Here is a 20,395-nt window from a genome sequence, read left to right as displayed (position 1 = left end):
TTCGCGGTCGACTCGGGCCATGAGCACCGAACCGCCGCCCTTCGGCTCCGGTCAGTCCCCGGACGACGACCCGTTCAAGAAGCAGCAGCCCCCGCCGCACGAGGGCGGCGGCTCCCCGTACGACCCGCCGCCGCGGCAGCCGCCGTACGGGGGCGGCCAGCCGCCGCCCTACGCCGGTGGTCCCTACGGTGGTGGCGGTCCCTACGGCGGTGACCCGTACGGCGGCGGGCAGTACCCGGGCGACCCGCTGTCGGGCATGCCGCCGCTCGCGGACAGCGGGAAGCGGGTGCTCGCGCGCATCATCGACATGATCCTGGTGGCGATCGTGGTCGGGCTGCTGGCGTGGGCGTTCAGGATCAGCCAGTACACGGTGGACTCGGACGACTTCGAGTTCGGCAAGTCCCTGGCGCAGGAGGCGCTCGCCGCGATCCTCTACATCGGGTACGACACCTATTTCACCGTCAAGAACGGCCAGACCCTCGGCAAGAGGCTGATGAAGCTGCGGGTGGCGAACCTCGACGACGGCTCCACTCCCCCCGTGCAGACCGCCCTGACGCGCGCGGTGGTGCTCTGGATCCCCTTCGCCTTCTGCTGCGCCTGCATCTGGACGGCGATCGCCGGCGGCTGGAGCTTCTTCGACAAGCCCTACAAGCAGGGTCTGCACGACAAGGCGGCCAAGACGGTGGTGGTCAGCACGGGTTGAGCCGAGGCTCCGTCCGGGCAGCGGTCGCACGACAACGGCGGGTCCGTGGACCACGGGCCCGCCGTAGCGTTTCTGCGAGCTGTCACCGAGCGCCGGTTCAGGAACCCGTCGGCTCGCGCACTGGCTCGCGTACCGGCCCGCGTACCGCTTCTGACCGCACGATCGCCGGGGCCGGGGCCGGGGCCCGGGCTGGAGCCGGGGCGGCGGTGGGTGTCCCGGGCCGCGCGGCGGGGCCGGCAGCGGATTTGGGCAGTGGCACGGTCAGTGCGACGAGTAGGCCGAGGGCGAGGGCGGCGAGGGCGATCACCGCGATACCCACCCCGGAACTCGTCTGTGACAGCAGCAGCATGGCGAGGGTGGACAAGATCACGGTGCAGGAGCCGTAGGCGAGCTGTGCGGTCGTCGGACGAGGCATGGCAATCGTGTCCTCGGGTGGGAATCAAAGGTGAAACAGTGCGGTCGGCTTGGCTTCCGCCGACGTCCGGCACTCCGCCAATCGACTCTATTCGCCAGGGTGCCCGAGTGGAACGACGGGTAAGCGTGACCTGACACACGGTGCCGGGTGCACAGGGGGCGCACGGGTTCATGGTGTCCGGCAGGTGGACGCGTATGCGCGCCGGTTCCGAAGACATGTGGGCGATGAACGTAACGACCGGATAACGAACAAGCGTTGTCTCTGGACGTCGATAATCCACTTGACCTGTCCAAGTCAAGATCTGTTTTTTCTTTCGGATCTCCGGTCGAATGGCGTCACTTGACTACACGCGTAGAGCGCGCGCGGACTCCTCCACGAGTGGGCCAACCCCTTCCGCGCGAACGGACGCGGGGGAGGAACTCAAGTGAGCAGTAGATCCTGGACGTACCGGGCGGCGGCGGTCGGCGTCGCGGTCGCCACGGCGGCGGCGACCATGTCCGCTTTCACCGTGGCGCAGGCCGCGGACACGGACACCGCTCCGGCGGCGGCTGTCGACCGGCACGACCCGGCGGACCACGAGCACGCCGACGACCACGACCTCGAAGGCCCCCTGAGCAAGACGCAGGAGGCCCAGCGCGAGGAGGCCCTTCAGCAGGTCATATCCGGCGACGCCACGGTCAAGAACCGTGACGGCTCGCGGGTCGTGCAGCTGAAGAGCAAGAAGGGCAAGAGCAAGTACGTCGAGCTCGGCCGCGAGAAGACCGACAAGATCTTCACGATCCTGGTCGAGTTCGGCGACGAGATCGACAGCCGCTACGGCGGCACGCCCGGCCCGCTGCACAACCGGATAGCCGAGCCGGACCGCACCCAGGACAACTCCACGGTCTGGCAGGCGGACTACGACCAGAAGTACTTCCAGGACCTGTACTTCGGCACCGGCAAGAAGACCGAGTCGATGAAGAAGTACTACGAGAAGCAGTCCTCGGGCCGCTACTCGATCGAGGGCGAGGTCTCGGACTGGGTCAAGGTCCCCTACAACGAGGCCCGCTACGGCAACAACGCCTGCGGCCAGACCACCTGCTCCAGCGTGTGGAACGTGGTCAGCGACGGTCTCACGTCCTGGGTCGCCCAGCAGAAGGCAGCGGGGCGCACCGACGCGGAGATCAAGGCGGACGTCGCCGAGTTCGACCAGTGGGACCGCTACGACTTCGACGGCGACGGCGACTTCAACGAGTCCGACGGCTACATCGACCACTTCCAGATCGTGCACGCCGGTGAGGACGAGTCCGCGGGCGGCGGCGCGCAGGGCGAGGACGCCATCTGGGCCCACCGCTGGTACGCGTTCGGCACCGACGCCGGTGCGACCGGCCCCGAGGGCAACAAGCTCGGCGGCGCGAAGATCGGCGACACCGGCATCTGGGTCGGCGACTACACCGTCCAGCCGGAGAACGGCGGACTCGGTGTCTTCGCCCACGAGTACGGCCACGACCTCGGTCTGCCGGACCACTACGACACCACCGGCGCCGGCGACAACTCCACCGGCTTCTGGACCCTGATGTCCTCCGGTTCCTGGCTCGGCACCGGCAAGGACGCTATCGGTGACCTGCCCGGCGACATGACCGCCTGGGACAAGCTGCAGCTCGGCTGGCTGAACTACGACACGGCGAAGGCCGCGACGAAGTCGAAGCACAAGCTCGGTGTGGCGGAGTACAACACCAAGGACAAGCAGGCCCTCGTGGTCGAGCTGCCGAAGAAGAAGGTCACCACCGAGATCGTCGAGCCGTCGCAGGGCTCGACGCAGTGGTGGAGCGGTAGCGGTGACAACCTCTCCAACACCCTGACCCGTTCCGTGGACCTCACGGGCAAGTCCTCGGCCGCGCTCACCCTCGACGGCTGGTACGACATCGAGGCCGAGTTCGACTACCTCTACACCGAGGTGTCGACCGACGGTGGCGCCAACTGGACCGCCATCGACGGCAGGGCCGACGGCGAGGCGATCGCGCGCGACGCCAGCGGCAAGCCGGCGCTGACCGGTTCCTCCGCGGGGCACAAGAAGTTGTCGTACTCCCTGGACGCCCACGCGGGCCAGAAGTTCGACCTCCGCTTCCGCTACCAGACCGACGGCGGCGTGGCCCCGAAGGGCTTCGCGGCCGACTCGATCACCGTGACCGCCGACGGTTCCGCCCTGTTCTCGGACGACGCGGAGAGCGCGGACGCGGCCTGGACCGCCAAGGGCTTCTCCCGCATCGGCGCGTCGATCACGGACGACTACGCCCAGTACTACATCGCCGAGAACCGCCAGTACGTGTCGTACGACAAGACGCTGAAGGTCGGCCCGTACAACTTCGGTTTCTCGACCACGCGTCCGTCCTGGGTGGAGCACTTCCCCTACCAGAACGGTCTGCTGATCTGGAAGTGGGACACCTCGCAGGCGGACAACAACACCAGTGTCCACCCGGGTTCGGGTCTGCTCCTGCCGGTCGACTCGCACCCCACGGCGCTGAAGTGGGCCGACGGCACGGTGATGCGCGGCCGGATCCAGTCCTACGACTCGCCGTTCAGCCTGTACCGCACGGACGGTCTGAGGCTGCACAAGGATGACGTGCTGACGAGGATCCCGTCGTCGAAGGGTGTGTCCACCTTCAACGACCACACCAGCACGTACTACGACGAGGCCGCGCCCCTCGCCGGTGTCAAGATCACTGACACCAACACCAAGATCAAGATCGCCAAGGAGGCCAAGGACGGCTCCACGATCTCGGTCCAGGTCGGGCCTGCAGTGAAGTAAACGGCGTTTCCGCAGGTCAGAGCATGTTCGGCCGCGACCCCCTTGGCGGGTCGCGGCCGGACGTGTTTAGGTGCGGGGTGTGGCCTTCTTATTGACACTGACGCGCACGGGGGTGTGACCTGCATGGCCGCAGGAGGTTTCTGCAAACTGCCGGACGGCAATGTCGTCGTCGCGCTCAACCTGCCGAGGACGACGGCCGGGGCTACGGCCGGAGCCCTGCCGACGCCCGGATCGGGCGGCGTCTTCGCGACCCTGCCCAGGGCTGCGACGAGGGCCCCGCAGGGGGCTCCGCCCGGGGGAGCGACCGTGGGCGGCACCGGCCCGGCCGGGGCCGGCCTTGTCGGTGGGGCCGCCGGGGCCGCCGGGGCCGGGGGCGTGCCGGGTGACGGGTCCGTACGGGTCCTCGTGCTGGCCGCGAACCGTGCCCGTGCCCTGACCCGGCTGCGCAACCTGGGCATGCGCGCGATCTACCTCCGCGGCAACGCGGCGCCCCCGACCCCGGACGAGATCACCGCCGTCCTCCACCACCCCGACGGCCTCATATGGCGCCCCTCGCCCACCACCCCACCCTCCACGACCCCGGAACTCTGGCACCCGATCAGAGCGCTCCTGCGACGCCCGACGGTACGGGTGTGACCCCGGGCGGGTGATCACGCGAAGGGACCTGCGGCTCGGGTTACACCACCGGCTTGCCCGACAGTTCGACGCCCGCTTCCCGCAGCTCCTCCAGGGCGCGCTCCGTGGTGTTCTCGGCGACGCCGGCGGTGAGGTCCAGGAGGACCTGGGTGCGGAAGCCCTCTCTCGCGGCGTCCAGGGCGGTGGCGCGTACGCAGTGGTCCGTGGCGATCCCGACGACATCGATCTCCGTGATCTCGCGGGCGCGGAGCCAGTCCGCCAGCGAGACGCCGTTCTCGTCGGCGCCCTCGAAACCGCTGTACGCCGCCGCGTACGCCCCCTTGTCGAACACGGCGTCGACCGCGCCGGAGGCGATCACCGGGGCGAAGTTGGGGTGGAAGCCGACCCCCTCCGTGCCGGCGACACAGTGGGCGGGCCAGGAGTGCACATAGTCGGGGTTGTCGGCGAAGTGGCCGCCCGGCGCGATGTGGTGGTCACGCGTGGCCACCACATGCTGGTACCCGGGCCCGGCCGCCTGGCCGATCAGCTCGGTGATGGCGGCGGCCACATCGGCACCGCCGGCCACCGCGAGACTGCCCCCCTCGCAGAAGTCGTTCTGCACGTCAACGACGATCAAGGCGCGGCGCATGGTGTCGGTGTCCTTCGACTTTGGGTCGGTACGCGGATGAGGATGGCGATGGGGGGCGGAGCCCCGGGCTTCGAAACTACGAACTTCCGAGCCTAGAGACTTCGAGAGCTGTTCGGGAGGGGGCATCCGGCTCTCCCCCGGTGCGCGGACCGGAGCACGGGCCGGACGCGCGGGCGCTGCGCGGCTCGCGGCGGGGGCGCACCGGCACGTTCACTCCGGTCCCCCGCAACCCGCTCCGGCCCGCTCGCCGCGTCGGACCCGGCCCGCCCCCTCGGCTCGAACGTACTCCGTCGGAGTGAACGTACTCCGTCAGATCAGACGTACTCCGTCGGAAGGACCGCCTCGCCACGCGAGAGCTGTGTCGCCGACAGTGGCAGGTTCGCCCGCGCGGCCGTGTGCCGTTCGCGTACGACGTCCAGGGGCTCGCGGGCGAGGACCCGGCCGTCCTCGACGAGCCGGACGAGGAGCTGGCGGTCCTGGAACTCCTCGGGGACGGGTCCGGTGCCGATCACCTCGGCCTCCGCGACCCCGTGCTCGTCCAGCCGCCGGGCCGCCCACTTGCGGCCCCCGATGGACGTCTTGCCGCCGCTGGACTTCTTCGCCACCGGCAGCAGCGGGGCCGTGGGGTCCGCGGACTCCGCCCGCGCGACGAGCTTGTAGACCATCGAGCAGGTGGGATGTCCGGAGCCGGTCACGAGCTGCGTACCCACGCCGTACGCGTCCACCGGCGCCGCCGCCAGTGAGGCGATGGCGTACTCGTCGAGGTCCGAGGTGACGATGATCTTCGTGTCGGTCGCGCCCAGCTCGTCGAGCTGCTGCCGCACCCGGTGGGCGACGAGGAGCAGGTCACCGGAGTCGATGCGCACGGCGCCGAGCTCGGGCCCGGCGATCTCCACGGCGGTCCGTACGGCCTCGGTGACGTCGTAGGTGTCGACGAGCAGCGTGGTGTCGCGGCCGAGGGAGTCCACCTGGGCCTGGAAGGCGTCCCGCTCGCGGTCGTGCAGAAGGGTGAAGGCGTGGGCGCTGGTGCCGACCGTCGGGATTCCGTAGCGGAAACCGGCGGCCAGGTCGGAGGTGGAGGTGAAGCCGCCGACGTACGCGGCGCGCGAGGCGGCCACGGCGGCCAGCTCGTGCGTGCGCCGGGCGCCCATCTCGATCAGCGGGCGCTCCCCGGCGGCGCTGGCCATCCTGGAGGCGGCGGCCGCGATCGCCGAGTCGTGGTTGAGGATGGAGAGGATCACGGTCTCCAGGAGGACGCACTCGGCGAAGGTGCCCTCGACCCGCATGATCGGCGAGCCGGGGAAGTACACCTCGCCCTCCTGGTAGCCCCACACGTCCCCGCTGAAGCGGTAGCCGGCGAGCCAGTCGAGGGTCTCCGCGTTGACGACGGAGCGCTCGCGCAGGAAGCTCAGGACGCCCGGGTCGAAACGGAAGTTCTCGACCGCGTCCAGTACCCGGCCGGTGCCGGCGACCACGCCGTACCGGCGCCCCTCCGGCAACCGCCGTGTGAAGACCTCGAACACCGAACGCCGCTCGGCCGTGCCCGCCTTCAGAGCGGCCTGCAGCATCGTGAGTTCGTAGTGGTCCGTGAAGAGCGCGGTCGAGGGGACGTCGACCGGCAAACCCAGGTCCGCTGTGTTCATGGCAAGGGATCGTACTCCCATCTCGTCAATCTGACGATTTCTGGGTCGGTGATTCTCGTCTGCCCTGGTCGCGGGGGCGCATTTGTGCGGGCACCCCCCTGTGGTGGCAGCATGGGCCGTGTGACGGCAGCCGCACCCATCGAGATCGAGAAGACCGAGTCGGCGGAGGAGGTCTTCGCCGTACCCGAACCCGACGTCCCATGGGTCACGATCGTTCACAACGACCCGGTCAACCTCATGAGCTATGTGACCTATGTGTTCCAGACGTACTTCGGGTACTCGAAGGACAAGGCCACCAAACTCATGCTCGACGTCCACCACAAGGGCCGCGCGGTCGTCTCCAGCGGAACACGCGAGGAGATGGAACGCGACGTACAGGCCATGCACGGCTACGGTCTGTGGGCCACCCTCCAGCAGGACCGGAAGTAACGACGCACCTGATGCCAGGACAATTCGAACCGCTCCCCGGCGGCGGCGCGGCCGTCGCGCTCGACGAGGTCGAGATCTCCATCATCCGCTCGCTGGCGGTGCAGCTCCTGGAGCTGATCGGTCCGGGCCCCGCCGAGGACGCCTCCGCCGACCCGCTCGCCGAACTCTTCGCCGAAGGTCCGAGCGAGCCCCCCAAGGACCCCGTCCTGCTCCGCCTCTTCCCGGACGCCTACAGCGATCCCGAGGGCACCCCGACGGCCCAGGAGGCGGAGGAGCAGCGGGCGTACTCCTCGGAGTTCCGCCGCTTCACCGAGAACGACCTGCGGGCCGGCAAACGCGACAGCGCCCTCGCCGTCATCCACTCCCTGGACGGGCTGGCGGCGACCGGTGAGGGCGGGGCCGTGCTGAAGCTGTCGGCGGACGACTCCCGGCAGTGGCTCGGCTGCCTCAACGACCTGCGCCTCGCCATCGGCTCCCGGCTCGACGTCGTCGACGAGGAGGACGCCGACCTCCTCTACCGCCTCCCGGACGAGGACCCCCGCAAGCCGATGGTCATGGCCTATCTGTGGCTGGGCGGCCTCCAGGACTCGCTCGTCACGACGCTGATGTCCTGAGGCGCGAGTTCTTCGCAGTACCTCTCCGGATTCGTTTCACGTTCGCTCAGAGGACACTCAAATCCGGATAACGATCGTGTCACCGCACCCGTGAGGGATGCCCTCGCGGGTGTTCTTTGTCCACTTCTTCTTGTGCCGTGAGCCACAAAGTGGCAAGTGGATCAATGTTGCGGCCGTGTTAAATCTTCACGACCGCCCGACGGACGACACCCATGTCCGCTCGGGTGCGCCACCGAGCCGATGACCGTCGGCCAGGCACGAGCGGGCCCGCGAGGCCCGCTCAGCTCCATCACATCCGGGGGGATCGGAACCCGATCCCGGGTCGACGAACGGCTCGGATCGGCTCAGCGTGGAGAAAGGCGCACCACACATGACCTCCGCTCAGGTCAACAAGAACGGCGACGAAGCCGTGCGCGGCGAGGCTCCCGAAGAGGGGTACGAGCGCGGGCTCGGCAGCCGCCAGGTCCAGATGATCGCCATCGGCGGCGCCATCGGCGTCGGCCTCTTCCTCAACGCCGGGGCGAACATCGCCAAGGCGGGCCCCAGCCTCATCCTGATGTACGCCCTCGCCGGCGTCATCATCTTCTTCATCATGCGGGCGCTCGGCGAGCTGCTGCTCTACCGCCCCGTCTCCGGCTCCTTCGCCGAGTACTCCCGTGAGTTCCTCGGCCCGTTCTTCGGCTACTTCACCGGCTGGACCTACTGGCTGCTGTGGGTCGTCACCGGAATGGCGGAACTGACCGCCGCCGCGATCTACATCAACTACTGGTTCCCGGACGTCCCGCAGTGGGTGTCGGCCCTGGTCTTCCTGGTCGTCCTGTTCGTGGCCAACCTGATCTCGGTGAAGCTGTTCGGCGAGATCGAGTTCTGGTTCTCCATGATCAAGGTCACCGCCATCATCGGCATGATCGTGATCGGCCTCGGTGTCCTCACCTTCGGCTTCAGCGCCGCCGGCGACACCGCCGCCGTCTCCAACCTCTGGGCCTACGACGGCTTCTTCCCCAAGGGCATCGGCTCCTCCCTGATGACCCTCCAGGGCGTGATGTTCGCCTACCTCGCCGTCGAACTCGTCGGTGTCACCGCCGGTGAGTCCGAGAACCCGGAGAAGACCCTCCCCAAGGCGATCAACACCCTGCCCTGGCGCATCGCGCTGTTCTACGTCGGCGCGCTCACCGTCATCCTCTGCGTGGTGAAGTGGACCGAGTTCGCGCCCGGCGTCAGCCCCTTCGTCGCCGCCTTCGCGAAGATCGGCATCCCGGCGGGCGCCGCGATCGTCAACTTCGTGGTCCTGACCGCCGCCCTGTCCTCCTGCAACTCCGGTATGTACTCCACGGGCCGCATGCTGCGCACCCTTGCCGACAGCGGCGAGGCGCCCGGCGCGTTCAACAAGCTGTCCGCCACCAAGACGCCGGCCTTCGCCATCTCCGTCTCCGTGCTCTTCATGGGCATCGGCGTGGTCCTGAACTACATCGTCCCGGACAAGGCCTTCGAGTACGTCGTCTCCGTCGCCACCGGCGCCGGCATCTGGACCTGGCTGATGATCCTGATCAGCCACGTCCGCTACCGCCGCGCCGTCGACGCCGGCCGGCTGCCCGCCTCCTCCTTCCCGGCGCCCGGCGGCGCGGTGGGAAGCTGGATCGCCATCGTGTTCCTGCTCTTCGTCACCTGCCTCATCGCCTACGACCACGAGGCCCGCGTCAGCCTCTACGTCATGGCCGGCTGGGCGGCGGCCCTCGCCGTCGGCTGGGCCGTCCTGAAGGCCCGCAATCCGGAGGTCACCGAGCGCCGTGACCCGGAGATGGAGAAGGTCGGCTGACCGGGCGACACAAAGGCATCAAGGGCCGCAAGGGCCACAAGGCCCCTCGTCCCAGCATGTGGGCTGTTCCGTACCACCCCCCGGTACGGAACAGCCCTTCTGCTTTCCCGCCCGTCTCCCACCACCACCCCGAACGAGTGCCTCGCGCGCCTGCTTATTCTTGCGAGCATGCTGACCATCACCCAGGCCCTCGTCGACCAGATCGTCGCCCACGCGCGCAAGGACCACCCCGACGAGGCGTGCGGCGTCGTCGCGGGACCGGCGGGTTCGGACCGCCCCGAGCGCTTCATCCCGATGCTGAACGCGGCCATGTCGCCCACGTTCTACGAGTTCGACTCGGGCGACCTGCTCAAGCTCTACCGCGAGATGGACGACCGCGACGAGGAACCGGTGGTCATCTACCACTCCCACACCGCCACCGAGGCCTACCCCTCCCGCACCGACATCTCCTACGCCAACGAGCCGGGCGCCCACTACGTCCTCGTCTCCACCGCCGACACCGACGCACTCGGCGACTTCCAGTTCCGCTCGTACCGGATCGTCGAGGGCGAGGTCACCGAGGAGGAGGTACGGATCGTGGAGGCGTACTGACACATACCGGCCCCTGGGCGAGCGGCACTCGGGGCTACGGTGTCCGTGAGCCCGCGCACATACCCAACTGCCCGCGACGGAGACGGTGTTGACACGACAGACGCGACGACTGCCCGGCAGGCGCCCCACCCTCGACGACGTAGCACGCGGCTCGGGCGTGTCCAAGTCCACCGTGTCACGGGTCATCAACGGCGAGGACAAGGTGCGCGCCGAGGTCGTCGAACGCGTCCGGGAAGTGATCGCCGAGTTGGGGTACGTGCCGAACTCGGCCGCCCGCCAGCTCGTCACCCGCCGCAACAACGCCATCGCCGTCGTGGCCAGCCAGCCGCAGAACCGCCTCTTCATCGACCCCTTCTTCGACCTCCACCTCCGGGGCATCCGCAAGGAACTGGTGGCCCACGGCGCCCAGCCCGTCCTCCTCTTCCTGGAGGAGCCCGAGGAGTACCCGCGCGTCGGCGACTTCCTGGGCGGCGGCCACGTCGACGGGGCCCTGCTCTTCTCCTTACGCGCCGACGACCCGCTGCCCGGCATGATCGAACGCATCGGTCTGCCCGCCGTCTTCGGCGGCCGGCCACTGCTCCGCGCGGGCGAGCCCGTACGCGACTGCGTGTACGTCGACGCCGACAACCGGGGCGGGGCCCGCGAGGCCGTCCGCCACCTGGTCTCGCTCGGCCGGGAACGCATCGCGACGATCACCGGCCCGTGCGACCAGGAGGCCTCCGCCGTCGACCGCCTGGACGGCTACCGGGACATACTGCTCGACGCCTCGCCCGATCTCGTCGAACACTCCGACTACACCCGTCATGGCGGCGCCCACGCCATGACCGCCCTCCTCGACCGCCGCCCCGACCTGGATGCCGTCTTCGTCGCCTCCGACCTGATGGCCTCCGGCGCCCTGGAGGTGCTGCGTGAGCAGGGGCGCCGGGTACCGGACGACGTGGCCGTCGTCGGCTTCGACGACCTCGCGCCCCTCGCCGAGCACACCGACCCACCGCTGACCACCGTCCACCAGGACATCGAGGGCATGGGCCGTCTGATGGCCCGGCTGCTGTTCAGCCGTACGGAGGGGCCGGTGGGCGGCGCGACCGGCGGCGCCGCGCAGGCCGGGTCCCTGTCGTCGGTGGTCACGCCCACCCGGCTGGTGGTGCGGAAGTCGGCCTGAGCGCCGGTGCCGGAACCGGTAGTGGTGCCGGAACCGGCGGTGGCGCCGAGGGTCATCGGTGGCGCCAGGCGCCAGGCGCCAAGCGCCGGACGCAAAGGAGCCAGACGCCCAGGCATGCGGCAGCGGCTCCGGGGCGTGGGGGCCGGCAGGCCTCCCCACGTGGCCACCGGGCACGCGTCCGACCTGTGCCGTCTCACCTCCCGGCCCTCATCCGTCCGACATGTGGGATCACATTCCGGGACCCGGACCGGGAATCGATACGATGAGCGCATGGTTCTTGACGACGTGAGCGAGAAGACGCCGGGCGTACTGCTCGTGGCGCGGCTGCACGTCGACCTGTGCAGGCTTGCCAGCGCCATCTGTTGACGCCGACCCCTGCCGCCGTACGGCCGTGAGCCGCGGCGCCACCCCGTGTGTGACCCAGCACTTCGCGCTGCCGCGCGCCCACCGACCCGACCACTCCCGACAGGAGCCGCACACCATGGCCATCGAGGTCCGCATCCCCACCATCCTCCGCCAGTACACCGACGGTCAGAAGGCGGTGGAGGGAGCCGGTGACACCCTCGCCGACCTGTTCACCGACCTCGAGACCCGGCACGCCGGCATCCACGCCCGCATCGTGGACGGCGGTGAACTGCGCCGCTTCGTCAACGTCTACCTGAACGACGAGGACGTCCGCTTCCTGGAGGGCATCAACACCAAGCTGTCCGACGGCGACAACGTGACCATCCTGCCGGCCGTTGCCGGCGGCATGGCCTGACAGGTCACCGACCCCATGCGCTACGACTCCCCGCTGGCCGCGGTGGGCAACACCCCCCTGGTGTGCCTGCCGCGGCTCTCGCCGTCCGCCGACGTCCGCATCTGGGCCAAGCTGGAGGACCGCAACCCGACGGGTTCGGTCAAGGACCGCCCCGCCCTGCACATGATCGAACAGGCGGAGAAGGACGGCCGTCTGACACCCGGCTGCACGATCCTGGAGCCCACCTCCGGCAACACGGGCATCTCCCTCGCCATGGCGGCCAAGCTCAAGGGCTATCGCATCGTCTGCGTCATGCCCGAGAACACCTCCCAGGAGCGGCGCGACCTGCTCGGCATGTGGGGCGCCGAGATCATCTCCTCCCCGGCCGCAGGCGGCTCCAACACGGCCGTACGAGTGGCGAAGGAACTCTCCGCCGAGCACCCCGACTGGGTGATGCTCTACCAGTACGGCAACCCCGACAACGCGGGCGCCCACTACGCCACGACCGGCCCCGAGATCCTCGCGGACCTCCCCTCCATCACCCACTTCGTCGCCGGCCTCGGCACCACCGGCACCCTGATGGGCGTGGGCCGGTTCCTGCGCGAACAGAAGCCGGACGTCAAGATCGTCGCCGCGGAGCCCCGCTACGACGACCTCGTCTACGGCCTCCGCAACCTCGACGAGGGCTTCGTCCCCGAGCTCTACGACGCGTCGGTGCTGACGACCCGTTTCTCGGTCGGCTCGGCCGACGCGGTCACCCGCACCCGCGAGCTGCTCCAACAGGAGGGCATCTTCGCCGGCGTCTCCACCGGCGCGGCCCTCCACGCGGCGATCGGCGTCGGCAACAAGGCGGTGAAGTCCGGCGAGCCGGCCGACATCGTGTTCGTCGTCGCCGACGGCGGCTGGAAGTACCTCTCGACGGGCGTCTACACCGCCGCGACGACGCAGGAGGCCATCGAGACACTGCAGGGCCAGCTCTGGGCGTAAGGGCGCGGATGGGGGCGCCTCATGGGGTGGGGGCGCCCCATGGGGTGGGGGTGCCCCATGAGGTGGGGGCGCCTGTGCGTAGGCGAGTGCGGGTGGTGCGTGGTTGCTCGCGCAGTTCCCCGCGCCCCTCAAAAAAGCAGGGCTGCGCCCCGTGCTTTGTGCTGTTGGAGGCGCAGCCCCTCGGATGGGACGGGTAGGGGCGGCGGGGGGCGAACACCATCCGGTCACTTCGACAGATGGCGGACCTGGTCCCACAGGATCGGGTCGGCCACGCCGGCCTTACGGCGGAAGTCCCGCACCGGCACCTCCCGCAACTCCCCCGTCTCCAGAAAACTGGGCCGCCCCCGGGCGTCACCGACGGTCCCCGGCGGCAACGGGATCACCCCCGCCCTCTCGTCACGGTACCGACTGGTGATCTTGGCCACGCGCACCCGGTCCCCCCGGACGGCAAGCACGAGACACGGTCGATCCTTACCCCCGGGCCCGTCTTCGAACGGCACACTGGCCCACCAGATCTCGGACGGCCGGGGCCGAGGCACAGGCCCTCGCCCCCGCTCGGGCCGCCCCGGCGGCCGCGTACGGCCACCCGGACGCCCAGAGCGACGCGGCGGCCGCCGAGACCGCCCCCACCCGTCGACGACCGTCGCGACCAGCGCCAGCGACACCACCGCGGCGAGTGCCAACCACCAGGACGTGTCCATGGCCACGACGGTACCGGCGCACACCCCACAACGCCCGCCCCCTCGCACGCCCTCGCGCCCTTCTCCACCACCTCACCCCGGCACACACGCGCCCCGACGGCCCCACCACCAGCCGAACCGGTGACAGCACAGGTGAGTTCGCCCACAACGGCCCCTGGCGGAGGAGCGACCTACCCTTTTGCGCCTTACGCTCAACGGACCGCACCAACCCCGTTGCACGCACGTCCGTCCTTCGCAACCCCGCTGACTGCAAAACGCTCCGCAATCCGTAACGCAATCCGTAACGCACTCGCAGTCCGCGACCCGTCCGCACGTCACGACCGACCACATGACACGACTGTCACGACTTCACGCCAGCGCGGAGGTTCCAGCTCTCATGAAGCTCACCGTCGTCGGCTGCTCGGGGTCGTTCCCGTCCGCGGAATCGGCCTGCTCGAGCTACCTCGTAGAGGCCGACGGCTTCCGGCTGCTCCTCGACATGGGCAACGGTGCCCTCGGCGAGCTGCAGCGCCACTGCGGTCTCTACGACCTCGACGCGATCTTCCTCAGCCATCTGCACGCCGACCACTGCATCGACATGTGCGCGTACTTCGTCGCACGCTACTACCGCCATGACGGCGGCCGCTGCGCCCCCCTCCCGGTCTACGGACCGGAAGGCACCGAGCAGCGTCTCACCACGGCCTACGCCGACACCCCGTCGGCCTCCTCCATGAGCGAGGTCTTCGACTTCCACACGGTCAAGCCGAGCACGTTCGAGATCGGCCCCTTCACCGTCCACACCGAACGGGTCGCCCACCCCGTCGAGGCGTACGGCATCCGCATCGAGCACGGCGGCCGGGTGCTGACGTACTCCGGGGACACCGGTGTCACCGACACCCTGGACGAACTGGCCCGCGACAGCGACCTGTTCCTGTGTGAGGCCGCGTTCACCCACGGCAAGGAGAACATCCCGGACCTGCACCTCAACGGCCGCGAGGCCGGGGAGACCGCCGCGCGGGCGGGCGCCCGCCGACTGGTCCTCACCCACATCCCGCCGTGGACCGACCCGCAGATCAACCTGGCCCACGCCCGCGAGGTGTACGACGGCCCGGTGGAGCTGGCGGTGCCCAGGACGTCGTACGAGATCTGAGCCCGTACGGACGAGAAGGCCCCGGAGAACACTCCGGGGCCTTCTCCCGTGCGGGGCGGGGCGGGGCGGGGCGGGGTCGGGCGGTCCTACTTGGCCTCCGCCTTCTGCAGCTCCGCCAGCTCCTCGTCCGACTCCCGCCCGGGGGTCGGGAGGTTGAAGCGGACGATCGCGAAGCGGAAGATCACGTAGTACAGGGCGCCGAAACAGAGACCGAGCAGGAGCAGGCCCCACGGGTTGGTGGCGATGCCGAGGTTGAGGGCGAAGTCGATCGCGCCGGCCGAGAAACCGAAGCCGTCCTTCATGCCAAGTGCCCAGGTCAGGGCCATGGAGACACCGGTGAGCACAGCGTGGACCGCGTACAGGACCGGGGCGATGAACATGAACGTGAACTCGATCGGCTCCGTGACACCGGTCACGAACGAGGTCGCCGCGAGGGAGAACATCATGCCGCCGACCACCGCGCGGCGCTCGGGGCGGGCCGTGTGGTAGATCGCGAGACAGACGGCCGGCAGACCGAACATCATGATCGGGAAGAAGCCGGTCATGAACTGTCCGGCGGTCGGGTCACCGGCCAGGAAGCGCGCGATGTCACCGCTCTTGCCCTCGTACGAACCGGCCTGGAGCCACGGGAAGGAGTTGAGCAGGTGGTGCATGCCGACCGGGATCAGCGCACGGTTGGCGACACCGAAGATGCCTGCGCCGGCCGCGCCCGAACCGACCAGCCACTCACCGAAGTTGTGCAGACCCGCGCCCAGGACCGGCCAGATGTAGCCGAAGACGATGCCGATGAACAGGCCCGCGAACGCGGCCAGGATGGGCACCAGACGGCGACCGCCGAAGAAGCCGGCCCAGTCGGGCAGCTTGGTTCGGTAGAAGCGCTGGTAGAGCAGGGCGACGACCAAACCCATCACCACACCGCCGAGGACACCGGCGTTGACCGCCGCGTCCACCATCACGACCTTGCCGTCGACGACCGTGGCCACCTGGGGGAGGTGGGAGTCGGTGAAGGTGGCCAGCACCTTCTGGAAGACGAGGTAGCCGACGACCGCGGCGAGTGCGGTCGAGCCGTCCGACTTCTTCGCGAAGCCGATCGCGATACCCACCGCGAACAGCAGCGGCATGTTGTCGAGGATCGCCCCGCCACCGGCCGCCATGAAGCTCGCGAACTTGGTGATGAACCCGGGGAGCGACTCGTGCCCGAGCATGTCGTCGTTGCCGAGGCGGACGAGCAGGGCGGCCGCCGGCAGAACGGCGACCGGCAACATCAGGCTGCGGCCGATACGCTGCAGCACCGCCATCGTGCGGGAGCCCCAGCCGGGCCCCTTGTTGTCTGCGGCCGCGGGAGCGGCGCTGGCCGTTGTCACGACTTCCTCCAGTGGGCAGGGCGCCGCCCGGGACAAAGAGTGGGGGAGGGGCAGCACGGAGAGGTCTACACCAATCAGTGGTGTAGACCTGTTGTAGCACGTGGAGGGTCGGGCAAGGAACCCGCGATTTCCCGTTTTACGCCTTCGTGACGCCCGCACCCCTCTCCCTCACCGTTCCCCCGCGTTTCCGGGGTTGGCTACCGTTCACGGGGTGGTGTAGACCAGTCACGGGCAGGCCCGCGACCAAGCGGCTCGGATCAGGGAAACAGGAGAACGACCATGGCCAGCAAGGCTGAAAAGATCGTCGCCGCACTCGGCGGCCTCGACAACATCGAAGAGATCGAGGGCTGCATCACACGCCTGCGCACCGAAGTCAACGACCCCTCCCTCGTGAACGAAACCGCCCTCAAAGCCGCCGGCGCCCACGGCGTCGTCAAGATGGGCACCGCCATCCAGGTCGTCATCGGCACCGACGCCGACCCCATCGCCGCGGAGATCGAGGACATGATGTAACCGCACCCGCTCCCGGCCGGGGCTCTCTCCCAGCGCGGGAAGGGCCCCCTCCGTATGTGCCGATAGGCTCAGCGCCATGTCTCGAATCGACGGCCGCACCCCCGAACAGCTCCGCCCCGTCACCATCGAACGCGGGTGGAGCAAGCACGCCGAGGGCTCCGTCCTCGTCTCCTTCGGCGACACCAAGGTCTTCTGCACCGCCTCCGTCACCGAAGGCGTCCCCCGCTGGCGCAAAGGCAGCGGCGAGGGCTGGGTCACCGCCGAGTACTCCATGCTTCCCCGCGCCACCAACACCCGCGGCGACCGTGAATCCGTACGCGGCAAGATCGGCGGCCGCACCCACGAGATCTCCCGCCTCATCGGCCGCTCCCTGCGCGCCGTCATCGACTACAAGGCGCTCGGCGAGAACACGATCGTCCTCGACTGCGACGTCCTCCAGGCCGACGGAGGCACCCGCACCGCGGCCATCACCGGCGCCTACGTCGCCCTGGCCGACGCCGTCTCCTGGGCCCAGGGCAGGAAGCTGATCAGGGCCAACCGCCAGCCCCTCACCGGCACCGTCTCCGCGGTCTCCGTCGGGATCGTGGGTGGCGTCCCCCTCCTCGACCTCTGCTACGAGGAGGACGTCAAGGCCGACACCGACATGAACGTCGTCTGCACCGGCGACGGCCGCTTCGTCGAGGTCCAGGGCACCGCCGAGGCCGAACCGTTCGCCCGCGAGGAACTCGACTCACTGCTCGACCTCGCCGTCTCCGGCTGCACCGAGCTGGCCCTCCTGCAGCGCAAGGCACTTGATACGGTCCTCGAAAGGTAAAGGGCACCCCAAGAACGGTGATCGCCGACAGCAACCACGGCGGCCCCACCCGCGTCCTTGCACATACGGGCGCACGGCACACCACCGTGCGCCCGGCCAACACCGCAGTAGCCGTTCCAGCACGTCACCTGGGGGCCGTCAGGCCTGCAACCAGTCCAGTAGGAGGACCGTCCATGGCCGCGAGCCGCCGACGCCGTATGACCACCATCGCCGGAGCCGTAGCTGCCGTCGCCCTCACGGCCGGACTCACCACCGGCTGCGACGCCGTGAGCAAGGCCCTGGACTGCGTCCAGACCGCCGAGGCCATCGCCCAGAGCGTGGGCGACCTCCAGCAGGCCGTCGAGAACGCCGCGAACGACCCGACGCAGCTGGAGGAGTCCCTCGACTCCATCGACAAGAACCTGAACGAGATCGGCGACAAGACCGACAACACCGACGTCAACAAGGCCGTCGACGACCTCCAGAAGGCCGTCACGGACACGCGTACGGCCGTGGAGAACGGCGACGCCACCCCCGACATCAGCGGCATCACCGACGCGGCGGGCGAACTGACCAAGGTCTGCACCCCGTAACCCGCAGGAGGCGGGCGGCGGGGATCGCGATACTGGTGGGCATGACCCGCCTGATCCTCGCCACCCGCAACGCCGGCAAACTCACCGAACTCAAGGCGATCCTCGCCGACGCGGGCCTCGCCCACGAGCTCGTCGGCGCGGACGCCTACCCCGACGTCCCCGACGTCAAGGAAACCGGCGTCACCTTCGCCGAGAACGCCCTGCTGAAGGCCCACACCCTCGCCCAGGCCACGGGCTTGCCCGCCATCGCCGACGACTCCGGCCTCTGCGTCGACGTCCTCAACGGCGCCCCCGGCATCTTCTCCGCCCGCTGGGCCGGCCGCCACGGCGACGACAAGGCCAACCTGGAGCTACTGCTGGCCCAGCTCGGCGACATCGCCGACGAACACCGGGGCGCCCACTTCACCTGCGCCGCGGCCCTGGCTCTCCCGGACGGCACGGAACGCGTGGTCGAGGGCCGACTGAGAGGCACCCTCCGCCACACCCCCACCGGCACAAACGGCTTCGGCTACGACCCCGTGCTCCAGCCGGACGGAGAGTCACGAACCTGCGCCGAGCTGACAGCGGAGGAGAAGAACGCGATCAGCCACCGGGGAAAGGCGTTCCGGGCGTTGGTGCCGGTGGTGCGGGAGTTGGTGGGCTGAGGCATGTGCACGAGGAAGGTCCGGCTTGCGGAAGCCGCAAGCCGGACCCTGGAAATGAAGGTGAGTGCGGCCTGAGGGACTCGAACCCTCACGGGATTGCTCCCATCGCACCCTAAATGCGAGGCGTCTGCCCAATTCCGCCAAGGCCGCCCTGCCGCCCGTCGTCGAGCATGACGGGCGGCTGCAAGTGTACGGTGATCGGTGCCTATCCGGCGAGCGGCGTTCTGGATCTCGTTCAGATACCCAGGTCCTTGATGATCTTTGCTACGTGGCCTGTCGCGCGGACGTTGTAGAGGGCCCGTTCGACCTTGCCCTCCTCGTCGACGACGATCGTGGAGCGGATGACGCCCATGTATGTCTTGCCGTAGTTCTTCTTCTCGCCGAAGGCGCCGTACGCGTCGAGGACCGTCTTGTCGGGGTCGCCGAGGAGGGTGACCTTCAGCGACTCCTTCTCGCGGAACTTGGCCAGTTTCTCCGGGGCGTCGGGGGAGATGCCGAGGACGTCGTACCCGGCGTCCGTGAGGAGCTCCAGGTTGTCGGTGAAGTCGCAGGCCTGCTTGGTGCAGCCGGGGGTCAGGGCGGCCGGGTAGAAGTAGACGATGACCTTGCGGCCCTTGTGGTCGGACAGGGACACCTCGTTGCCGTCGGCGTCCGGGAGGGTGAAGGCGGGGGCCACATCCCCGGGCTGGAGTCGCTCGCTCATCGTTCCAGCGTAATGGCGGGGCCTGGGAGTACGGCGCCGGGTGGAGCTGACAGACTGTCCGGAGCAGAAGACTTTTGACGACGACGGAGGCAGCGCGGTGGCGGAGACCTCGGACACCAGGACCCCGGCCGAGATCGAGGCGGACATCAAGCGCCGCCGCGACACGCTCGCCGAGACGCTCGACGAGATCGGCGTCCGGGTGCACCCCAAGACCATCGTGGGCGACGCCCGGGCCAAGGTCGTCTCCAACCTCGACCACACGCTCGGCAGGGCGTATGTCTCGGTCAACCGTGTGGTCGGTGACGTCCGGGGGCAGTTCGTGACCGAGGACGGGGCGCCCAGGGTGGAGCGGATCGTGCCGGTCGCCCTGGTGGTCGTCGGGGTCGTCGGGCTCCTGGCCCTCGGGACTCGGCGTCGTAGGGCCTGACGAGGACAGGTAGGTTCGGGGCGTGAGCGAGAAGACCCAGCACGACAAGTTGCCCATCCGGATGCTGCACGACCGTGTGCTCGTGCGCCAGGACACCGCCGAGGGCGAGCGGCGTTCCGGTGGCGGCATCCTGATTCCCGCGACGGCGGCCGTCGGCCGACGCCTCGCCTGGGCCGAGGTCGTCGCGGTCGGCCAGAACGTCCGCACCGTCGAGACCGGTGACCGTGTCCTGTACGACCCCGAGGACCGCGCCGAGGTCGAGGTGCGCGGTGTGGCGTACGTCCTGATGCGTGAGCGTGATCTGCACGCCGTGGCCGCGGACCGGTTCGAGGGGGCCGAGGACTCCACGGGGCTGTATCTCTGATTCCGCGCGGAGC

24 protein-coding genes and 1 tRNA gene are annotated in these 20,395 nt (G+C 69.2%); 18 read left to right on the top strand and 7 right to left on the bottom strand.

The features are described from left to right. Positions 1 to 19: 19 nt before the first annotated feature. Positions 20 to 703: an RDD family protein gene (locus ACFY9I_RS05100; RefSeq protein WP_390996792.1), complete on the top strand. Its 684-nt coding sequence runs from the start codon at positions 20 to 22 to the stop codon at positions 701 to 703. Positions 704 to 800: 97 nt separating this feature from the next. On the opposite strand, the gene ACFY9I_RS05095 is transcribed toward ACFY9I_RS05100, so the two are convergent. Continuing rightward, positions 801 to 1,118 carry a hypothetical protein gene (locus ACFY9I_RS05095; RefSeq protein WP_390996789.1) on the bottom strand — a complete coding sequence of 106 codons (318 nt, stop codon included), beginning with the start codon at positions 1,116 to 1,118 and terminating at the stop codon, positions 801 to 803. A 424-nt stretch (positions 1,119 to 1,542) separates the two neighbouring features. Here ACFY9I_RS05095 and ACFY9I_RS05090 point away from each other — a divergent pair, with 424 nt between their 5' ends. Both ACFY9I_RS05090 and ACFY9I_RS05085 read left to right on the top strand, forming a co-directional pair. Then, entirely contained in the window at positions 1,543 to 3,906 is a 2,364-nt protein-coding gene (locus ACFY9I_RS05090) for an immune inhibitor A domain-containing protein (protein ID WP_390996787.1), read from the top strand. A 123-nt stretch (positions 3,907 to 4,029) separates the two neighbouring features. Beyond that, a complete protein-coding gene (locus ACFY9I_RS05085; protein ID WP_390996784.1) occupies positions 4,030 to 4,542 on the top strand; it encodes a hypothetical protein in 513 nt (170 codons plus the stop codon). 40 nt (positions 4,543 to 4,582) lie between these two features. Here ACFY9I_RS05085 and ACFY9I_RS05080 read toward each other — a convergent pair whose 3' ends face one another. Further along, positions 4,583 to 5,170, bottom strand: a complete 588-nt coding sequence (locus tag ACFY9I_RS05080; protein ID WP_390996781.1) for an isochorismatase family protein — start codon at positions 5,168 to 5,170, stop codon at positions 4,583 to 4,585. A gap of 314 nt (positions 5,171 to 5,484) precedes the next feature. Further along, the gene (locus ACFY9I_RS05075; protein ID WP_390996778.1) at positions 5,485 to 6,813 is read right to left on the bottom strand and encodes a nicotinate phosphoribosyltransferase; all 1,329 of its coding nucleotides are present in this window, start codon (positions 6,811 to 6,813) and stop codon (positions 5,485 to 5,487) included. A 111-nt stretch (positions 6,814 to 6,924) separates the two neighbouring features. Between ACFY9I_RS05075 and clpS the strand changes: the two genes are divergently transcribed. The 8 genes from clpS (at position 6,925) to ACFY9I_RS05035 (ending at position 13,151) form a co-directional block, all read left to right on the top strand. Next, positions 6,925 to 7,242, top strand: a complete 318-nt coding sequence (gene clpS, locus ACFY9I_RS05070; RefSeq protein ID WP_390996776.1) for an ATP-dependent Clp protease adapter ClpS — start codon at positions 6,925 to 6,927, stop codon at positions 7,240 to 7,242. A gap of 11 nt (positions 7,243 to 7,253) precedes the next feature. Further along, positions 7,254 to 7,856 (top strand): DUF2017 family protein, encoded by a 603-nt coding sequence (locus ACFY9I_RS05065; protein ID WP_390996774.1) that lies wholly within the window; start codon positions 7,254 to 7,256, stop codon positions 7,854 to 7,856. A 370-nt stretch (positions 7,857 to 8,226) separates the two neighbouring features. Further along, complete coding sequence (locus tag ACFY9I_RS05060; RefSeq protein ID WP_390996772.1) at positions 8,227 to 9,672, top strand: amino acid permease; 1,446 nt, start codon at positions 8,227 to 8,229, stop codon at positions 9,670 to 9,672. Positions 9,673 to 9,840: 168 nt separating this feature from the next. Next, the gene (locus ACFY9I_RS05055) at positions 9,841 to 10,263 is read left to right on the top strand and encodes a Mov34/MPN/PAD-1 family protein (protein WP_390996770.1); all 423 of its coding nucleotides are present in this window, start codon (positions 9,841 to 9,843) and stop codon (positions 10,261 to 10,263) included. 88 nt (positions 10,264 to 10,351) lie between these two features. Continuing rightward, on the top strand, positions 10,352 to 11,425 hold the full coding sequence (locus ACFY9I_RS05050; protein WP_390996767.1) for a substrate-binding domain-containing protein: 1,074 nt from the start codon (positions 10,352 to 10,354) through the stop codon (positions 11,423 to 11,425). Between the two features lie 270 nt (positions 11,426 to 11,695). Continuing rightward, complete coding sequence (locus ACFY9I_RS05045) at positions 11,696 to 11,791, top strand: putative leader peptide (RefSeq protein WP_338898029.1); 96 nt, start codon at positions 11,696 to 11,698, stop codon at positions 11,789 to 11,791. Positions 11,792 to 11,906: 115 nt separating this feature from the next. Continuing rightward, positions 11,907 to 12,185, top strand: coding sequence for a MoaD/ThiS family protein (locus ACFY9I_RS05040; protein ID WP_390996764.1), 279 nt, complete (start codon positions 11,907 to 11,909; stop codon positions 12,183 to 12,185). A 15-nt stretch (positions 12,186 to 12,200) separates the two neighbouring features. Further along, entirely contained in the window at positions 12,201 to 13,151 is a 951-nt protein-coding gene (locus ACFY9I_RS05035) for a cysteine synthase (RefSeq protein ID WP_390996762.1), read from the top strand. 224 nt (positions 13,152 to 13,375) lie between these two features. Here the strand turns inward: ACFY9I_RS05035 and ACFY9I_RS05030 are convergent, their stop codons facing one another. Next, on the bottom strand, positions 13,376 to 13,852 hold the full coding sequence (locus tag ACFY9I_RS05030) for a type II toxin-antitoxin system PemK/MazF family toxin (protein WP_390996759.1): 477 nt from the start codon (positions 13,850 to 13,852) through the stop codon (positions 13,376 to 13,378). A gap of 376 nt (positions 13,853 to 14,228) precedes the next feature. Between ACFY9I_RS05030 and ACFY9I_RS05025 the strand changes: the two genes are divergently transcribed. Beyond that, positions 14,229 to 14,981, top strand: coding sequence for an MBL fold metallo-hydrolase (locus ACFY9I_RS05025; protein WP_390996757.1), 753 nt, complete (start codon positions 14,229 to 14,231; stop codon positions 14,979 to 14,981). Between the two features lie 86 nt (positions 14,982 to 15,067). Here ACFY9I_RS05025 and ACFY9I_RS05020 read toward each other — a convergent pair whose 3' ends face one another. Then, complete coding sequence (locus ACFY9I_RS05020) at positions 15,068 to 16,345, bottom strand: PTS transporter subunit EIIC (RefSeq protein WP_390996754.1); 1,278 nt, start codon at positions 16,343 to 16,345, stop codon at positions 15,068 to 15,070. Positions 16,346 to 16,624: 279 nt separating this feature from the next. Between ACFY9I_RS05020 and ACFY9I_RS05015 the strand changes: the two genes are divergently transcribed. The 4 genes from ACFY9I_RS05015 to rdgB all read left to right on the top strand — a co-directional run bounded on the left by ACFY9I_RS05015 (position 16,625) and on the right by rdgB (position 18,888). Continuing rightward, a complete protein-coding gene (locus ACFY9I_RS05015; protein ID WP_390996752.1) occupies positions 16,625 to 16,858 on the top strand; it encodes a glucose PTS transporter subunit EIIB in 234 nt (77 codons plus the stop codon). Between the two features lie 76 nt (positions 16,859 to 16,934). Beyond that, complete coding sequence (rph, locus tag ACFY9I_RS05010) at positions 16,935 to 17,672, top strand: ribonuclease PH (protein ID WP_390996749.1); 738 nt, start codon at positions 16,935 to 16,937, stop codon at positions 17,670 to 17,672. Between the two features lie 173 nt (positions 17,673 to 17,845). After that, positions 17,846 to 18,244 (top strand): hypothetical protein, encoded by a 399-nt coding sequence (locus ACFY9I_RS05005; RefSeq protein ID WP_390996747.1) that lies wholly within the window; start codon positions 17,846 to 17,848, stop codon positions 18,242 to 18,244. 41 nt (positions 18,245 to 18,285) lie between these two features. Then, positions 18,286 to 18,888, top strand: coding sequence for an RdgB/HAM1 family non-canonical purine NTP pyrophosphatase (gene rdgB, locus ACFY9I_RS05000; RefSeq protein ID WP_390996744.1), 603 nt, complete (start codon positions 18,286 to 18,288; stop codon positions 18,886 to 18,888). Between the two features lie 65 nt (positions 18,889 to 18,953). Here rdgB and ACFY9I_RS04995 read toward each other — a convergent pair. Together ACFY9I_RS04995 and bcp are read right to left on the bottom strand one after the other, a co-directional pair. After that, positions 18,954 to 19,038: transfer RNA gene (locus tag ACFY9I_RS04995), tRNA-Leu, on the bottom strand. An 85-nt stretch (positions 19,039 to 19,123) separates the two neighbouring features. Continuing rightward, a complete protein-coding gene (gene bcp / locus ACFY9I_RS04990; RefSeq protein ID WP_390996743.1) occupies positions 19,124 to 19,591 on the bottom strand; it encodes a thioredoxin-dependent thiol peroxidase in 468 nt (155 codons plus the stop codon). A gap of 97 nt (positions 19,592 to 19,688) precedes the next feature. Here bcp and ACFY9I_RS04985 point away from each other — a divergent pair, with 97 nt between their 5' ends. Then, positions 19,689 to 20,018: a DUF3618 domain-containing protein gene (locus ACFY9I_RS04985; protein ID WP_390997036.1), complete on the top strand. Its 330-nt coding sequence runs from the start codon at positions 19,689 to 19,691 to the stop codon at positions 20,016 to 20,018. Between the two features lie 22 nt (positions 20,019 to 20,040). Continuing rightward, complete coding sequence (locus ACFY9I_RS04980; protein WP_390996740.1) at positions 20,041 to 20,382, top strand: GroES family chaperonin; 342 nt, start codon at positions 20,041 to 20,043, stop codon at positions 20,380 to 20,382. The last annotated feature ends 13 nt before the right edge of the window (positions 20,383 to 20,395 follow it).

Origin of the sequence: Streptomyces sp. NPDC012510 (assembly GCF_042955065.1) — a bacterium.
GTDB lineage: Bacteria > Actinomycetota > Actinomycetes > Streptomycetales > Streptomycetaceae > Streptomyces.
Note: the sequence above shows the minus strand (reverse complement) of the source record. Positions and strands in the feature narration are given on the sequence as shown.

Coding starts and splice junctions, on each gene's coding strand:
- ACFY9I_RS05015 (WP_390996752.1), top strand. CDS start 16,625: ATGGCCAGCAAGGCTGAAAAGATCGTCGCCGCACTCGGCGGCCTCGAC.
- ACFY9I_RS05075 (WP_390996778.1), bottom strand. CDS start 6,813: ATGAACACAGCGGACCTGGGTTTGCCGGTCGACGTCCCCTCGACCGCG.
- ACFY9I_RS05005 (WP_390996747.1), top strand. CDS start 17,846: ATGGCCGCGAGCCGCCGACGCCGTATGACCACCATCGCCGGAGCCGTA.
- bcp (WP_390996743.1), bottom strand. CDS start 19,591: ATGAGCGAGCGACTCCAGCCCGGGGATGTGGCCCCCGCCTTCACCCTC.
- ACFY9I_RS05025 (WP_390996757.1), top strand. CDS start 14,229: ATGAAGCTCACCGTCGTCGGCTGCTCGGGGTCGTTCCCGTCCGCGGAA.
- ACFY9I_RS05045 (WP_338898029.1), top strand. CDS start 11,696: ATGGTTCTTGACGACGTGAGCGAGAAGACGCCGGGCGTACTGCTCGTG.
- ACFY9I_RS05030 (WP_390996759.1), bottom strand. CDS start 13,852: ATGGACACGTCCTGGTGGTTGGCACTCGCCGCGGTGGTGTCGCTGGCG.
- ACFY9I_RS05080 (WP_390996781.1), bottom strand. CDS start 5,170: ATGCGCCGCGCCTTGATCGTCGTTGACGTGCAGAACGACTTCTGCGAG.
- ACFY9I_RS05065 (WP_390996774.1), top strand. CDS start 7,254: ATGCCAGGACAATTCGAACCGCTCCCCGGCGGCGGCGCGGCCGTCGCG.
- rdgB (WP_390996744.1), top strand. CDS start 18,286: ATGACCCGCCTGATCCTCGCCACCCGCAACGCCGGCAAACTCACCGAA.
- ACFY9I_RS05100 (WP_390996792.1), top strand. CDS start 20: ATGAGCACCGAACCGCCGCCCTTCGGCTCCGGTCAGTCCCCGGACGAC.
- ACFY9I_RS05085 (WP_390996784.1), top strand. CDS start 4,030: ATGGCCGCAGGAGGTTTCTGCAAACTGCCGGACGGCAATGTCGTCGTC.
- ACFY9I_RS05040 (WP_390996764.1), top strand. CDS start 11,907: ATGGCCATCGAGGTCCGCATCCCCACCATCCTCCGCCAGTACACCGAC.
- ACFY9I_RS05060 (WP_390996772.1), top strand. CDS start 8,227: ATGACCTCCGCTCAGGTCAACAAGAACGGCGACGAAGCCGTGCGCGGC.
- clpS (WP_390996776.1), top strand. CDS start 6,925: ATGGGCCGTGTGACGGCAGCCGCACCCATCGAGATCGAGAAGACCGAG.
- rph (WP_390996749.1), top strand. CDS start 16,935: ATGTCTCGAATCGACGGCCGCACCCCCGAACAGCTCCGCCCCGTCACC.
- ACFY9I_RS05055 (WP_390996770.1), top strand. CDS start 9,841: ATGCTGACCATCACCCAGGCCCTCGTCGACCAGATCGTCGCCCACGCG.
- ACFY9I_RS05035 (WP_390996762.1), top strand. CDS start 12,201: ATGCGCTACGACTCCCCGCTGGCCGCGGTGGGCAACACCCCCCTGGTG.
- ACFY9I_RS05095 (WP_390996789.1), bottom strand. CDS start 1,118: ATGCCTCGTCCGACGACCGCACAGCTCGCCTACGGCTCCTGCACCGTG.